Here is a 15226-nt window from a genome sequence, read left to right on the forward strand (position 1 = left end):
GTTCCGCTATTTATTAAAAAAATTACTCCCTGCCTGACGCAGCCGGACAGACGACCTCGATAAAGACCTCAACGAGCCAGGGGTCAAATTGACTGCCGGCATTTTTTCGCAGTTCATCGCAGGCCTGTTGATCGGTCCGTTTATTGCGGTAACTGCGATCACTGGTGATGGCGTCATAGGCATCGGCAATGGCGATCATACGCGACTGAAGCGGAATGCGGTCGCCTATTAAACCGCGGGGGTACCCTTTTCCATCCCAGCGTTCATGGTGATTAAGGACCACATCAGCTATTTCTGCCATGTCATTGACGGTATTTAAAATACGGTAGCCAATCTCCGGATGTCGCTTCATCTCTTCGTACTCAGCGTCAGTCAGCTTCCCGGGTTTATTGAGAATCGCTTCGTCGATGGCAATTTTTCCGATATCATGGAGCAAGCCAACAGATTCAATTTCCTTCGTCTCCTGTTCCGAGAAATGTAAGGCCTGGGCAAATTGACGGCAAAGCGTTGAGACCCGATCGGAATGCTGCTCTTCCCGTTTATTTTTTTCGTTTAAAGTTGAGATAATGGCCTGAATGGTGTTACCCCGAATGCTCGGGCCTTCAAAGAGTTTCTGCTTATACATTTTTGTTTCGGCAAGCTTTAATACCTCCTGAACATCTTGATCGATGGTCGATTTGATGCCCCATCCCAATGAGATTGAAAGCTGGATCGAACCGATCTTTTCGCGGGCACTCAGTTTTTGAATCCGCTCAACGAGAAGCAGCGTCTCGTTGACAGTACAATTGGGCACCAGAATGATAAATTCATCACCGCCGATTCTGGCGATTATGCCCTGCAGACCACAGGCTTTTTGTAAGACTTTTGCCACCCGGTTTAGCAATTGATCGCCGAAGGCATGCCCAAAGGTGTCGTTAACCAGTTTAAGTCCATTGACATCGGCCATCATCAGGCAAAGCGGCAAATTCCAGGGATGATCCAGGCGTCGTAACTCAACTTCAAAATAATGGCGGTTATGGAGTCCGGTCAGTTGATCGTGGTAGCTTAAATACTCGATTCGCTCCAGAGATAATTTCGCCGCAGTAATATTGCGGGTGATGCCGATCACTTCATGCTGATTATTTCTGACCAGCCGCATTTCAAATATCTCCCTTTGGCCATCGATAAACCGTTCATATTCAAAGGTCTGCAGCTGTTTTGTGGCAATTGCCGTGCTGATTTTTGCGAGCGCTTCGGCCGCAATATCCTGCGGAAACACCTCTTTGAGGGATTTACCCAGATATCGCGATACTAAGTCGGCCTGAAGCTTTTCATCACTGGCCTGACACTCGAGATAGCGACCGTCGTCATTGATGGTAAAGACGATATCCGGCAAGGCCTGAACGATTGAGCGATTCTTTTCTTCACTGCGTTGCAATTGGGCCTGACTGGCCTGGAGTAAATCGTATTGCTCGCGAATCGAGGACTCCATGGAAATTAATTCGCTCATCTTGTCTTCCAACTGAAGATTAGCCGCTTCAAGCTGTTCCTGATTGGCCTGCAGTCGGGCATTCATTTCGTTAAGTGACCTGGTTCGGATCGTAACCATCCGATTGAGCAGCAGATTCATTGCTCCCAATATCAGGATGATTGCCAAAACAATTGTGATTGGCCAGCGATATTCTTCAATCAGGGTGAAAACCGTTTGTTTTTCGTATACGCCAAGCCAGCGCTCATAAATCTGATCGTATTCGCCGGTGGCTTTGATGATCTGTAAGCCACTGTTTAAGGTGATCAGCAGCGTTTCGTTGTCTTTGGCAACCGCCATACAATAATCGTTGGGGGTCAAAACCAGATTTTGGGCCCGAAGATTTTTAAGATCCATTTGTTTGATGTTGTAGAGGCCTGGCAACTTCAAAACACCAGCATAGTCATAGTAGCCCTCGGCAACCAATCTCAGCGCTTCATTGACGGTGGCAACCTCAACCAGGTTAATGTTTAAATCCAGTTGGGACAGATACTCTGCAACGATATCTCCCCGCTGAACCACGACGGTCTGATCTCGCAAGGCATCAACCGTTTCGATTACGATATCTTTGCGGGTGAAGATATCCCCATTTGTGACACTGTGTTTGGCAGTGAAGGCATAGGTTTCCTTTCGCTCATCGGAATAAAACATCCCGGCAATGGCATCAATCTCACCGGCTTCCAGCGCGGCCCGGGTTTTGTCCCATTCATCCAGCCGGAATTCGACATCATAGCCCATCGCCGCTGCCACCGCTCTGGCCAAATCGATGTTAAAACCAGTCGCATTTCCATTGGCATCACGAAAGCTGTAGGGCGGATAGTTGATGTCATCGCCGATGATCAGCACCGGTTTTTCGGATACTGATTTACCCTGAGAAAAAACCGTCACGATTGGCAGGCAGAGCAGGACGAAGAGGATCATCATGAAGACTTTTTTATTTGTTTTCATTGTCTGCCACCATCCCTTCGTTAGCGCTTAATGTATCTACATTGTATAAAGCGCGACTCCAAAAGTCAAGCGTTTCACACCGTCAACCCTGTTGATCCGATCAGGGCTATTTAAGCGTATTTCCCAGGGCACCCACCTGCTCAGCGAGTGCTTCACCAGCCGGGGATCAAACCGGCTGGCAGTTCCCGACTAGTTGCGATGGTGGGAATCCCGGCGATGGTTTTGATCCGGGGGGCTTTTAACAGAAACTGCGCCGTTAAAAGGCGACCCCAAAGATCGCTCCGGAAACAAAGGGGATCAGCCAGATCAGCCAGACAATCAAACTGAATTTGTGAAAACTGGCCCGGGCTTTGTGATCATTTCTGACCAGCACCACCGTGGCCCAAATGGCGTGAAAAAGCATCAATAGAATCGCTAACAGGCCGGTGAGTCCATGGAAGCTAAGCAATGTGACACCGCCTGCCAGCTCACCCATCAGCATGGTACCGATGGTATCACAGACCAGACCAAGATAAAACACGATCAGATGCCACACTTTTAGTTGGCCCTGAAGCTTCTCACTCCAGACCCCGATCGAATAGAAAACCAACGCCATCGTAATGGCGGTACTTGCATAAACTAGCATTAATATTCCTCCTGACTATTTTTAGATTGTGCTAAACTAAATCGAGCTACTATCTGAACAACGTTCATTTGATATTAAAAATAAAATCACATCAACGTGATATGATTTATTCCAGTAGCTGTGCAAGAAACAACTCAAACGATTGATACCGAAATGACGGCATCTGAACCATGGTGATGCAATTTAGGACGATGAATTCTGCTGTTTCCTGTGCACCCAATCTGATTCGGATGGTATTGTCCGCCGCTGCGCGGGTCAACTCTCCGGCAATCAGGTCAATCAATTGGTCGATTAAACGATGATCCGGTTGTATTCCTCCCTTGCGATACGCCTGATCCCCGTAGAGCGCCGGAGTCAGCCAATATTGCTGGAAGTTGCTGATAAAGATTTCCAATTCATTAAAAACCTGATTCAGCTTCTGATAAATATCAGCATCTGTTGCAATGATTGCAGTAACGGCATCAAGGAAGTGCTGCCAATAGTCGGTCATCATTTCAAACACCAGGTCTTTTTTGGTCGGATAGTAATTATAGATGGTACCGAGAGCGATGCCGCAGGCTTTTGACAAAGCCCGCATGCTTAACTTTTGGTACCCCTGTTGATATAAGATCTCCTTGGCGTGACTTAAGATAAGCTGTTTGGGATTTTCAATGACCCTTGCCACGATCCTCCCTCCTTCCGTTATAAAATGAACTACGTTCATTCTAAAATATCTTACCGGGATTGTCAAGCAAGTCGTTCGTACCAGAAATAAAAATAGCGGCCAGCCTGACCGCTATTTTTTAACTGTGATCAATCACGTTTTGGGTTATTACAAGGTTTAGAGATCAGCCAGGGTAACATAGGCCAATGGATTGGTGCCTTCACTGCTGACCACGGTGCCTTTGGGAACAACCTGAATCCGGATTGCTTCCAGTCGCAGGGACTGGCCTTCAGTTCCGGCCGGGTCGCCGTTTTTCGCCCAGTTTAACCAGCCAAAATTCTTGGCATGGACCTGATAATACACATCATATTTTTCTGCCATGGCCCCGGTTAAGCGGATCTCGATCGCCTCCAGACGGAGCCCTTCTCCAACCGTACCACTAATTTCTCCGGCACTTTTAAAGCCCGGTTCCCAGCCCTTATTTTGAATGTGACTGCGATACTCAATGCTGCCGGTTTCCGGGAAACCATCAAGGTTTATTTTAATCGCTTCCAGTCGCAGGGCTTGGCCAGTGGTTCCGCTGATGGCCCCATTGGTCACCGCCTGCTGCCAGCCGATGTCCTGGATCTGGGTGCTGTAACTGACAGTACCGACGGGGGTGCTGTCGGCAATGGTTATCTGCTGAACCGCTTTACTGGTATCATTTTTATTGTAGGTCGCCTCGTACACGGAATATTTATTTTGGGGCTTGCCCAAAACCTGATGCGCTTCAAGGCTGGCCTGATTGAGGGTGGCCTGACTACCTGCCGGCAAAATAAACTGAGCCTTTCCGGCTAAAGTCAGGGCCACGGCCTGATAGGCCGGATCATAGTCCTGGCGGGTGTCGCTGGAAGTCAGATAATTGGCCAGGGGCAGGCCATTGTCATAGCCGAGAATCTGGGCATTGACACGACCGCCTGCCCCAGTCAGATTAATATTCATATGCTGAGCACCGAGGCCAACCACTTCAGTATCGCTGGCATCAAAGCGTCCGGCGCTGTTATCGATTACCGTATTAACGACGGCATCGTCGATACTCATTTGGTCACCAGCAATTGCGCTCATGACCAGATTGGAACCAGCAACGTTTGATTCAATGACCGCCCCATTTTTAAAGCTGACATTGTCGCCCTGGAGACCAATCACGCCCCGGCTATTGGCCGATTTATCAAGAATTTCCGAACCAATCGTCACCGACCCGCCATCAACCACCAAATCACCGGATACGCGGATGCCCTGCTGAAACTGAATCTGTTGATGATTGGTACTGAGGCTGGTCTCCAGCTGACAGTTTTTAAGATTCACATCACCGGCGCCCGGATCTGCTGTCTGCGAGCGGCTTGTCATCAAACCGACCACAATAATTGGATCCTCATTGACAGGCAGATCCGTGGCACTCATTTTGCCCTCCAGCTTAATCGTCGCTGCCTCAGCATTCACCTGGCCATCGCCGGACACGGACACCACCGGACCCATCTTGGCCTTGGCATCCAGCACGGTCTCCGGCTTCAGGGTCAGATTGCCGGGCGCATTATTTAATTTATTGATCTCCAGGCCACTGTATTCGGCTGCAACCGTTAAGGTCGTCTTTTCATCCATGACCAGCTCGGCGCAGCGAATGCCCACAAATTTATTGCTGATAGTCACCTGGGCCTGATCTGTCAAACGTACAAAAGCGGGGGCATAAATACCATAATAGTCGAAGATATCGCCCGCCTTCTGGGTCGGGCTGTCCAGCCGCAACTGGCCACTGCCGCCAATTTTGAAGGTCATCAGATCGGCGTTTAGGGAATTTCTTTGTAAAAACTTCAACCCGGAAAAACTCGGGCGGATGCCATCCCCGGTGCGGTAGCTTTTTTCGGTGTCGGCATAAATGATATTCTCACCGATTAATTCGACGGTTACTGCATTGTCCTGGTCATCGGCAGTTGACACATACTCAACCCCAAGGCCCTGATAATCACTGTTGAAATCACTACTGTAGCTGACCGTGGCGTTTTCCAGGGTCAGGGTTTTGCCATCGCTGCTGAGCCGGGCCTGACCACCGCCGGTCAGATCAATGGTTTGTCCCATTTCCACAAACTGGTCGCCGAGGGTGGCATAATAATCCGATGGCTCGCCGTCCTGGATAAAAGTGGCCGCATCCGAGACGGTCACCTTTGACGCATCGCTTTTACTGGTCACAATACAGCGGACGGTCTCGTTAGAGAGCAGAAAACCGGTTATTTTGTATTCCAGGGTCGCCCGTTGGGAGCCATATCCCTCAAAATCAAACCATTCATCTTCTTTCCCTTCTTGATGCAGACGCCATTGCCACTGAAAATCGCAGGCTTCCGGGTTCTCCACCGTAATGGACATACTGGCCGGGTGGGGAATGTTGAAGCTGACGTCCTGGGGCTGCTGGACAATGACCGGCCCACCAGCACTGGAAACCAGGTTACTGGGCTGGCTGGTGTCCCGACTGGGCTGACTGTCCGGCCAGTCAGACGGCACACTCCAGACCCCGTCACTTTTTTGCCAGTTTTCGGTGGCTTCCTGGGCCAGCACCGGACTGACTCCGACTACGGCCGCCAGCAATACGATAAAAAGTAGACATTTCAACTGTTTCATAAAATACTCCTTTTTCGATTTATTTTAATCTGGTTATACCCGATCCAACCTCAAATAAAAGCATCGTTTTCACATTTTTCATTCTTTTTTATTCATTATTACTGATTGTCTGTAAGGGCTTTAACTCTTTACAAGGCTACGGCTTGGCTGTCGTAAGCATCACCAGTGGGACACCTGGTCAATGAAACGGTCGACCAGGCGGGGGTCAAACTGGCTGCCGGACTGTATCTGTAATTCCCGGATGGCGTCTTCATGGGAACGGGCCGGCTGGTACACCTGATCATGGGTCATCACATCATAGGCATCTACGATAGCCAGAATCCGGCTGTTGAGGGGGATCTTCTCGCCACTGAGCCCCGAGGGATAACCGCTGCCGTCCCATTTTTCATGATGATGGAGGATTTCTTCGGTGACCACATGAAGTTCCGGCACATTGCTGGCAATCCGATAGCCGATTTCTGAGTGGGTTTGCATGATCTGCCATTCTTCCTCGGTGAGGTGCCCGGGCTTGCCAAGAATATAATCGGGAATCCCCACTTTGCCGATATCATGGAGCATCGTCAAAAGGATCAGGCGGTTTTTGGCTTCGACATTCAGGCTAAGCTGCTCGGCCAGCTTCAAGACGTGGTCGGACAAGCGCAAGGTATGGGCCTTGGTTTCGGCTCTTTTTTCGTCGAGGGCCGCCAGCAGGGCGTTGATGGTGGTGCCCCGCATGCTTTTGCTTTCGAGCAGCTTGATCTGATACATCATTTCTTCGGCTTTTTTAAGAACTGCCCCGGGCTCATCATCCCGGCTCTGTTTGAGCGCCACTCCAAAGGAGACACTGGCTTCGATGGTGCCATTTATACGAATGTCCTGGAGCTGCTCCTTAATCTGTCTGACCAGCCGTTCGGCATCCTTTAAGTCCGAGCCGGGCATCACAATCATGAACTCATCGCCACCCCAGCGAATCACCTGATGGCGGGCACCGGCTGCATGCTTAAGGGTGACGGCAATATCTTTAAGGAGTAGATCGCCGATGGTGTGTCCAAACACGTCGTTGGTCATCTTCAAACCGTTGACATCGCCCATAATAAAGGCCATCGGATGGATTAGCCGGATCTCCTTCTGACTGAAATACTGCTCATAAAAGCGGCGATTATAAAGGCCGGTAAGCTCATCGTGATAGCTTAAGTATTCGATGCGGCGTTTCTTTTCCCGGGACAGGGTAATATCCCGAAAGACCATCACTACCCCACCGATGGTGCCGTTTTTGGTGCGGATTGGGGCAAGGCTGGTTTCGATGGGAATCATCACGCCATCCTTTTTAAACAGCACCGTGGGCTCGGTGATTTCTACGCTCTGGCCACCAGCCAGCACCCCGGCCACAAGCCCGATCAGCGGTTCTCTTGTATATTCATGACCCATCGGAAAAATCGCCTCAAAGGATTTACCCAACACCTCGCCAGCCTGCCAGCCGCTGGCCAGCTCAGCCGCCGGATTGAGGTAGCTTATGTTACCTTCGGCATCGGTGGTGATCACCCCGTCATGGATGGCATCCATGGTGGTTTTTTGAAGTTCCTTTTCCTGATAGAGGGCGGCAGCATTCTGTTCCCGTTCGGTGGCATCGGTGATGATCGAAAAAAGATACGGCTGACCGTCAAGCTCCAGCGGACTGGAATGAACATCGACCATCCGGATTTCGCCGTTTTTAAGCCGGTGCGGAAATAAAAAGTACCGTTGCTGCCTCGACAGCGCCTGCTGCCGCAGCTGCTCAACCGCCGCCGAAGACAGGGTGTTGATCTCGTCAATGGTCATTGCTGTGAGCTCTTCCAGGGTGTAGCCGTAAAAAGCCAGCGCCGCCGGGTTGGCCTCGACAATGCGCCCGGATGACGGTTCGATCAGCAGCATGGTGGCGGTATGGGTCTGAAACATCGCATCGAAGCGCGTTGTGGCCAGATGGTTTTTAGCCATCCAGTCCTTTAACGCTTTGGTATTTAGCTCAATCACCACAATATAGTCCTGGTTAGCAACGGTAACCGGGGTCATGCGGCACAGCCGCTCTTTGACTTCGCCATTCCAACTGGCCGTCCCTTTAAAAAGAACGGTTTCCCCACTTTCCTGGCACCAGTCAGCGTTTTTTTCGTAGACTTTAAAATAGGCTTCGCCAAGCACCGTTTTTAAACTCTGATTGCGAATCGCTTTCTGGCTGTACCCGGTTAATTTTTCGTGTTCCCAGTTGTTATAACAATAGACCCAGCCAGTGGTCGTTTTATAAAGCAGCGCCATCGCCTCGGAGTTATACTCCACCATCATCTCCAGATAGTCCGCTTCGCCCAGCCGTCGGCGCCAGCCTTTTTTGACTTTAGGGGCAATCACCGTGGCCGGGCTTTCGGTGCTTTTCTTTTTGGCAATCCGTTTTAACAAAAAGTTATCATCATTCTGTTTCATCGTTTTCCCTCTTTCTCCCAAAAGATAGTTGATTTCGAGCCTTTTGTAACCGTATATACCCCGGTTTGTCGGTTTCTATCTTTTTGGGCAGTGAGCGGGTTTGCCAGTGTTTTTTAAAAAAACGGCCTTGCGCGTCTTAAATAGCGAGCGGTCATCCCTTCGGCTTAGGCATCTGGCCCCTGATAGCGGGGGAATTTGTGGGGATCGGTTCGGACGCCATCGATCGTGATGGCGCCGGTGGGACAAAAATTATAGCAACGCATGCAGGCGGTGCAGCCGGATGAAAAAACAAACTGTTTGCCTTTAAGCCGAATGCTGCCGCTGGGGCAGTTCTCAACACAGGCCATGCAGTGGGTGCAGAGGGTGCTATCAACACCAAGGGTCTGATAAAATTTGGCAATCGCCTCGGGGATTTTTTTGCGGATCATCGCCCCAATCATCAGCTGCGGCCCATGGCCCTTGATCCGCTTGCGACCGGCGATCAGGCAATCGGCCAGGCGATTTAGTTCTTTTTGGCCCTTGACCATCCGCTTGGCCAGTTTGGCCCGATCCAGCGGTTTGCTGCCGGTGACATTATTACACAGCCCAAGATTAACGTAGGCAGATAGTAAAAGCCCCGAACCATCCAGCAGCTTTTGCATCTCGGTGGGGCCAAAGGCATTGACATAACCATAGGTGTTGATGGCATAGGCGCTTTTAGCCATTTTCTGCGGCCCGATCTGATCCACCACCCGGCTTATAAAGGCCCGCATGATCGGCGGGATATCGCCACCATAAATGGGGTTGGCAAAGCCGATGGCATCGGCATCGGCAACAATTGCCCGGATCTGCTCGTCACTGAGCCTGGTCTGGATATCGATGGATACCACGTCGGCCTGATGGCCTTTTTCCCCGACGATTTGGGCAAATTCATAAACGGCCCAGCGGGTGTTGCCCGTGCCGCTAAAATAAAAGGTTGTAAATTTCATTTTATCTCCTTCTCAATCATCACACTATTTGGGCCGGGTCGGCAGGCATTTTAATTCACAGCGGCGTCGTTATCATAGCCCCGCTTTTCCCAATATCCTTTGTAGGTTTCATCACTGGACAGTTCGATTTCACTGACCCAGCGAGCCCACTTATAGCCCAGTTTATCTTCAGCCACCACAATAAACGGAAATCCCATTGATGCTGGCAGGGTCACGCCATTGGCCGCATAAGCCAATATGATCTCCTGGTCTTTAATGGTCGCCAGGGGCAGCGAGGTGGTATAGCCATCGACACAGTGAAAAATCACCGTGGTGGCCTCGTCTTTAATGCCGGCATCAGCCAGCAAATCGGTGATCTGCACCCCTTCCCAGAGCACCGTGGCCTGCCAGCCTTCAACACAATAGAGGGTGATCAGGCGCTACTCCGGCGCTTTGGCCAGGACCTGGTCATAGCTGAAGCTGACCGGCGTCTCAACCAGACCGGTCAGCTTTAGCTGATAGCTGTCAAGCGCGACGGTTTGAATCCCGGCGATTGAATTATCCCGGGGGCCGATGGCCGGGTCCAGCCGAACCCCCTGATAGTCGCGGATTTCTTTTTCCTGATAGCGATCGGCTGTCGCCTGGGAAACCCCATCTGGTGTGCCCTTGTTATTTTCTGAAAACAAGTTCATCGTACTGATCAGGTAAACGGCGATCCCCAGGACAATCACCGCACTTATTATACTAACTGTTCGTCGCATGGTCTGATCTCCTTTTCATTTTTTTAGCGTCCACCTGACAAATTTACTTATATTGTATCCACTCCACGCCGTTGTAAACAGGTAATCGCAACAGTCGCCTTGTTTTGTTGGCAATTAGTCCGTTTCATGGCCAAATCACTCATTCAAACCATCGGGAAAAACTCAAGGGCGGTTTTTTTGAGCAATTCTCAATGCCTTTGCAAAAGCCAAACACCCGTATCCCAGGCCTAGGATGAGTGCCAACCTGAAAAAGGATCGGCAGTATCAATCTCGTTCCGATCAGGACCGGTGCGTTTTTCTTCACCAAACAGGCTTTTAAAAAGAAAGAAACCAGAAAAAACCGGTACCACATTACGCAATAATTCCAGAAACTTTGAGTGCGGGAAACTCATAATAACAACATTCGGATACAATCCCAAAAAAGCCAGAACCATCCAGGCGATGGCAATCAGAAAAAGACCCTTTTTAAAATGAAAGCTGGGACGATCGTTCACATTAAGAAAAGCGAGCACCACCCCCAACAAGAACCATTGGAAAAAGTGGGTCAGCGCAAGCTTTACCCCCAATAGCCGATAGAAATTTTCGTCCAAAGACATTATTGTATTGGGCGAATTTTCAAGGTTGGTAAACAGCTCCTGCATCAGTAAAAAAAACAATAGATAAAGAATAACTGCGGCGATTTTAAATAATTGCATTCGATTGATTTTCATTTTTACCTGCTTTCAAAGGAATTCATTGCGATCCGGGCTGACCTGCGTGGGCAAGCAGCCATCATTCTTAACCGGGCCAAAGACGGAAACTTCCCGCAGGTTTTTTGCGATCATTTCGGGGATTGGCGAGGATGTCAGCTTGGGGAGGTCTCCTTAAGCCTTATTTAACGCGACACACATTTAGATAATCCAGGAAAGCCCCCTGGCGATCCGGTCGCGGGTGTTGTCGAAATGGTTGCCGGGGTTTTTCTCAAAGATCGTCTTAGCACCCAGGCTTTGCAGCCGCGCTTCAATTTTTATGGTGTGTTCCTCAACCCGGGCCATGCGTGGGTTACGGGCGATCTTTTCGCGGTCACCCAAGGAAAAATAGACCCGCTCCAAAACCACAGGCGGCTGGTTATTTAAGCAAAATTCGAGAAAGTCATCGTACCATAAGGAGCCGGAGATTGACGCAATGCGCGTAAACAAAGAACTGCGATAACCGGCATACAGGGCAAACAGGCCCGCCAGCGAATACCCGGCCAACCCCCGGACGGTCGGGCTGATGCCCAGAGAAGCTTCCACCGCCGGAACGATGGTGTCGGTCAGTTCCGCCAGATAGGCGTCAGCCCCGCCGCCAAAATCTTCGCCACCCCGGAAGGCCCGTTTTGCCGGCCAGGGGGTTAGCTCACGGTTCCAGTCGACGTGATCGATGGCCACCAGAACCGCCGGCTCACCAGCTTGTTTAACGGCCAGATCGGATAGCTCCGCCCCCACCATGTGGAGGTAGATAATTGGGCCACATTTTGCTTTTGGGTCAGCCATCACCGTAACGTGTCGTTTACCAATTTCGATAATCTGTTGATTCATCCTCTTCTCCTTTTTAAAACACACCTGTCCAATGCCAGGTCATATGGAAATGCCTGCCCGTTCGGGGCTTAGCGCGACCGTTTAGGGGAGTGCCCAGAAGTGAGACTCCTTTTTTTGCTATTTTTATTGGCCTATAATCGGACGCGGCTCTACGGATGACTGGTAATATAAAGTATGGTTAGAAATTTCAACATAGTTGTTTTAAATTTTCTTAGTAAAGCGGCACTTCGGGTAATTACTACAACCGATAAAACGACCATATTTTCCATTGCGATTGACCAGGTTTCCCCCACATCTGGGACAAACATTATTGGCAATTTTGAGATTGTTCTTTTTTAAATTACTTTTGATTGTTCTGTTGTGTTCAATGCGGTTTTCTTTGCTGTCAATATTGTTTTTGATTAAAACTTCACCCATCTTCAGAACTGTTTCAAAATTCATCATCTTTACTGTATATGATCCAATTCGGTCTTTTAATTGCGAAAATGTGATCACATTTTCTGAACTCACATTGACCTTCAGCTGACTTCTACCTGAAAAAGCGACAATCGGAATGATTTCTAATGCATCAATGTCCGAAAAAATACGCTCGATGGCTTTGACATGACCATAATTTTGGCGAATCGGATTCTTAAACCGGGTCTTTTTTCCATAGATATTCTGTGTCCAATAGTCATCTCTTTCATTTCCAAAAATCCAACCTTGATAGTTTTTAGTTTCAATGACAAATACACCAAATACGGAAAGAACAATATGATCAATTTGAGTCGTTCCATAATCGGATTGAAGCAAAATATTGTTGTAAACGACATACTGATCTTTTGGCAACGTAGTAAGGATTTTTTCAACCGCCTTTTCACCAAGATAACCTTTCAGCCTGACTTGATGAATTATTAATGCGACTAAACCACCAATTAACAACAGATCGAGTAATATAAAAAACATAACCCCTCCCCAAAGCAACTGTTTAGAAAAAACGCATCCTCTATTTTAATAAATCGATAATTGCAGCCCCGTATTTTTCGACCTTTACCGGACCAAAACCGGTTACTCCCAGCAGTTCATCTGCGGTTTTTGGCATCTTGTTTAGTAAATCCTGCATTTGTTTGTCGGTGAATACACAATACGCTTTGATATTCTCAGCCCGACTTTGTTTCAGCCGAAAGTCTTTGAGTTTGCTGACCAGTTCATCGTTTGCAGCAAGAGCGGCTAGTGGCAATGGTTCAACCACCGGTTCTATCGCCGGTTGTTTGGCCGCCGCAAGCGGTTGGACGGGTTCTGCTTTTATGATTGTTGCTGTTTGCTGACTGATCAGGTCTTCGAATTTTTGGACGTAGTCAGTTTGGATCGGTCTGTGCAGGGTTAAAAGACCTTCTGCGAGCGAGCGCATCCGTTTATCATTACTACCCATTTCTTTTGATCGTTTTTCTGCATTTTTTAGATAGGCAATCAGCTGATCGGCCCGGATCACCTGATCTTTGACTTCTTTTGGGGCCGATTTGGCATTGAGCACCGTCTTGGGATTAGCCAGTACCACAACACTTTTATGAAAGTCCTCAAAACTCTTATCATAGAGCGTTTTTGTGAGAGCATTATTGCGGTTCGATCGCCCAATTTGTTTGAGCACTTCTAAATGCCGCTGGTTCTGGGTAATTGGTGAATAGATCCCTTCCTTGACGGTGCGACCATTCCAGGGATAGCTGCGGACAAAATTGCCCTGGTCATCAATGTCGATGTTGCCATAAAGGTTTTTGCACTCGATAAAAAAGATCAGCTTGCGGGTGACCACCACATAGTCAATCTGGGCGGACAACTCTTCAAACTCCAGGCGAAGATCGTGGATAATAACCATCGGCATGCCGGAGTTCTTCAACTCAAAGGCAATGTTTTTCTCACCGACTTCGCCATAGCTGACCAGGGATAGCTCCCGGGCTATATCATCTTTGAGCTTGCCGGTGGCCTGCTCATGGAGTTCTTTTAGTCGGGCAATCTGCTGGCTGGTATCGGAATCTTCTTTTAAGAAGATGGGGGTGGTGTTGGGGGTGAATAGGGACATGGGCGGGTACCTCCTAATTGAAACTTTTTCTCTTTTCGTGATTTATATTTTTAAAATAATTAAACCCAAATATTTAAATCAAACTTTTCTTCGCTCCGTTCTTTCAGATGAGTAGCTCCAATTACTATTCCCACGGATGTTAACGTAAGGTTTTTCATACTAGAATTATCCCAGTCTTCAAATAGTTGTTTCATATCAGGTACCAAATCACATACAGTACTAGTAATCTTTTCATTATCCATAACATTTGAATTAAATAATGTGACAGTACGATTAATTTCTTCTTCGTTCATTTTGTATTCTTTTAATGCATTTACCAGAGAATCTTCATTTATAGTATTAAACTGAATTAATTCGACATCATTCAAACAACTTGTGAATAATTGAGGATACTTACTTGACAAATCTTCTATCTCGTGTTTAGTATAACCATGTAAAAAAAGACCTCTATATCTTCTGCTGAAAATATCTGACAGTCTATTTTCAGCTAATGTAATGCTACCGCATTTTGCATATTCGATATGTTGATATAGTGATTCTTTTTTATTGAGGCCTATAATCTGTGGCAATAAATAATTTTTACAATAATTCTTAAAAGTCTCCTTTGAAACAATAGTATTATTTATTGTATATCTCAGTAAAAAAACCAACGCAAGTATGTCAAACTGTTCAGGCAAAAGTAAAGGAACAACTGTAATCGCTTCATTCAATGCAATTTGTAAAAGAGTTCTCTTATTTTCTTTTATTCTATCCACCATCAGTCGTGTTAATATTTCTTCCATCTCGGGTGTGCCAGTTCTAATAAACGCTTTTTGCGCATTGACAAAACAATGCTGTGTGTCCGGATTCTTAAATTCCTCTAAGACTATTTCATTTGTCAGTTTTTCATCCTTTAAGCGTAAAATGAAATCATCCAAAAACTTTTCATTTCTTCTATGTGCCTCTATTTCTGCCTCATTCTTATATATAGACAACTCATCACTTATTAAATCACGGCATAGTTCTTTAGTTTCTGTATAACTCAATCCAAAACTGTTAATCGTTCCTACTTGAATATTATTACTTTCTCTACCGTTTTTTTGATACAATTTCTCGTCCACT

At 47.8% G+C, this 15226-nt stretch carries 13 protein-coding genes; all 13 read right to left on the reverse strand.

Annotated elements, in window-relative coordinates; genetic code table 11:
* Nucleotides 1-22 precede the first annotated feature (22 nt).
* Nucleotides 23-2455, reverse strand: a complete 2433-nt coding sequence (locus Q7P33_RS04155) for a transporter substrate-binding domain-containing protein (RefSeq protein WP_303867587.1) — start codon at nt 2453-2455, stop codon at nt 23-25.
* A gap of 256 nt (nt 2456-2711) precedes the next feature.
* A complete protein-coding gene (locus Q7P33_RS04160) occupies nt 2712-3080 on the reverse strand; it encodes an HsmA family protein (protein ID WP_303867588.1) in 369 nt (122 codons plus the stop codon).
* A gap of 106 nt (nt 3081-3186) precedes the next feature.
* Complete coding sequence (locus Q7P33_RS04165; protein ID WP_303867589.1) at nt 3187-3744, reverse strand: TetR/AcrR family transcriptional regulator; 558 nt, start codon at nt 3742-3744, stop codon at nt 3187-3189.
* Between the two features lie 156 nt (nt 3745-3900).
* The gene (locus Q7P33_RS04170) at nt 3901-6372 is read right to left on the reverse strand and encodes a hypothetical protein (RefSeq protein ID WP_303867590.1); all 2472 of its coding nucleotides are present in this window, start codon (nt 6370-6372) and stop codon (nt 3901-3903) included.
* A 159-nt stretch (nt 6373-6531) separates the two neighbouring features.
* Entirely contained in the window at nt 6532-8802 is a 2271-nt protein-coding gene (locus Q7P33_RS04175; RefSeq protein WP_303867591.1) for an HD domain-containing phosphohydrolase, read from the reverse strand.
* 164 nt (nt 8803-8966) lie between these two features.
* Nucleotides 8967-9770 carry an EFR1 family ferrodoxin gene (locus tag Q7P33_RS04180; protein WP_303867592.1) on the reverse strand — a complete coding sequence of 268 codons (804 nt, stop codon included), beginning with the start codon at nt 9768-9770 and terminating at the stop codon, nt 8967-8969.
* Nucleotides 9771-9820: 50 nt separating this feature from the next.
* The gene (locus Q7P33_RS04185; RefSeq protein ID WP_303867594.1) at nt 9821-10147 is read right to left on the reverse strand and encodes a molybdopterin-dependent oxidoreductase; all 327 of its coding nucleotides are present in this window, start codon (nt 10145-10147) and stop codon (nt 9821-9823) included.
* 42 nt (nt 10148-10189) lie between these two features.
* Nucleotides 10190-10510, reverse strand: a complete 321-nt coding sequence (locus Q7P33_RS04190; RefSeq protein ID WP_303867595.1) for a hypothetical protein — start codon at nt 10508-10510, stop codon at nt 10190-10192.
* 227 nt (nt 10511-10737) lie between these two features.
* Nucleotides 10738-11220 carry a hypothetical protein gene (locus tag Q7P33_RS04195; protein ID WP_303867596.1) on the reverse strand — a complete coding sequence of 161 codons (483 nt, stop codon included), beginning with the start codon at nt 11218-11220 and terminating at the stop codon, nt 10738-10740.
* Nucleotides 11221-11400: 180 nt separating this feature from the next.
* On the reverse strand, nt 11401-12069 hold the full coding sequence (locus Q7P33_RS04200; protein WP_303867597.1) for an alpha/beta hydrolase: 669 nt from the start codon (nt 12067-12069) through the stop codon (nt 11401-11403).
* Nucleotides 12070-12270: 201 nt separating this feature from the next.
* Nucleotides 12271-13014: an NERD domain-containing protein gene (locus tag Q7P33_RS04205; RefSeq protein WP_303867599.1), complete on the reverse strand. Its 744-nt coding sequence runs from the start codon at nt 13012-13014 to the stop codon at nt 12271-12273.
* A gap of 40 nt (nt 13015-13054) precedes the next feature.
* On the reverse strand, nt 13055-14125 hold the full coding sequence (locus Q7P33_RS04210; RefSeq protein ID WP_303867601.1) for an NERD domain-containing protein: 1071 nt from the start codon (nt 14123-14125) through the stop codon (nt 13055-13057).
* A gap of 59 nt (nt 14126-14184) precedes the next feature.
* A complete protein-coding gene (locus Q7P33_RS04215; protein WP_303867602.1) occupies nt 14185-15225 on the reverse strand; it encodes an LPO_1073/Vpar_1526 family protein in 1041 nt (346 codons plus the stop codon).
* Nucleotide 15226: the final 1 nt, after the last annotated feature.

It is taken from the genome of Acetobacterium wieringae, assembly GCF_026646375.1.
GTDB classification, from domain to species: Bacteria; Bacillota; Clostridia; order Eubacteriales; family Eubacteriaceae; genus Acetobacterium; species Acetobacterium wieringae_A.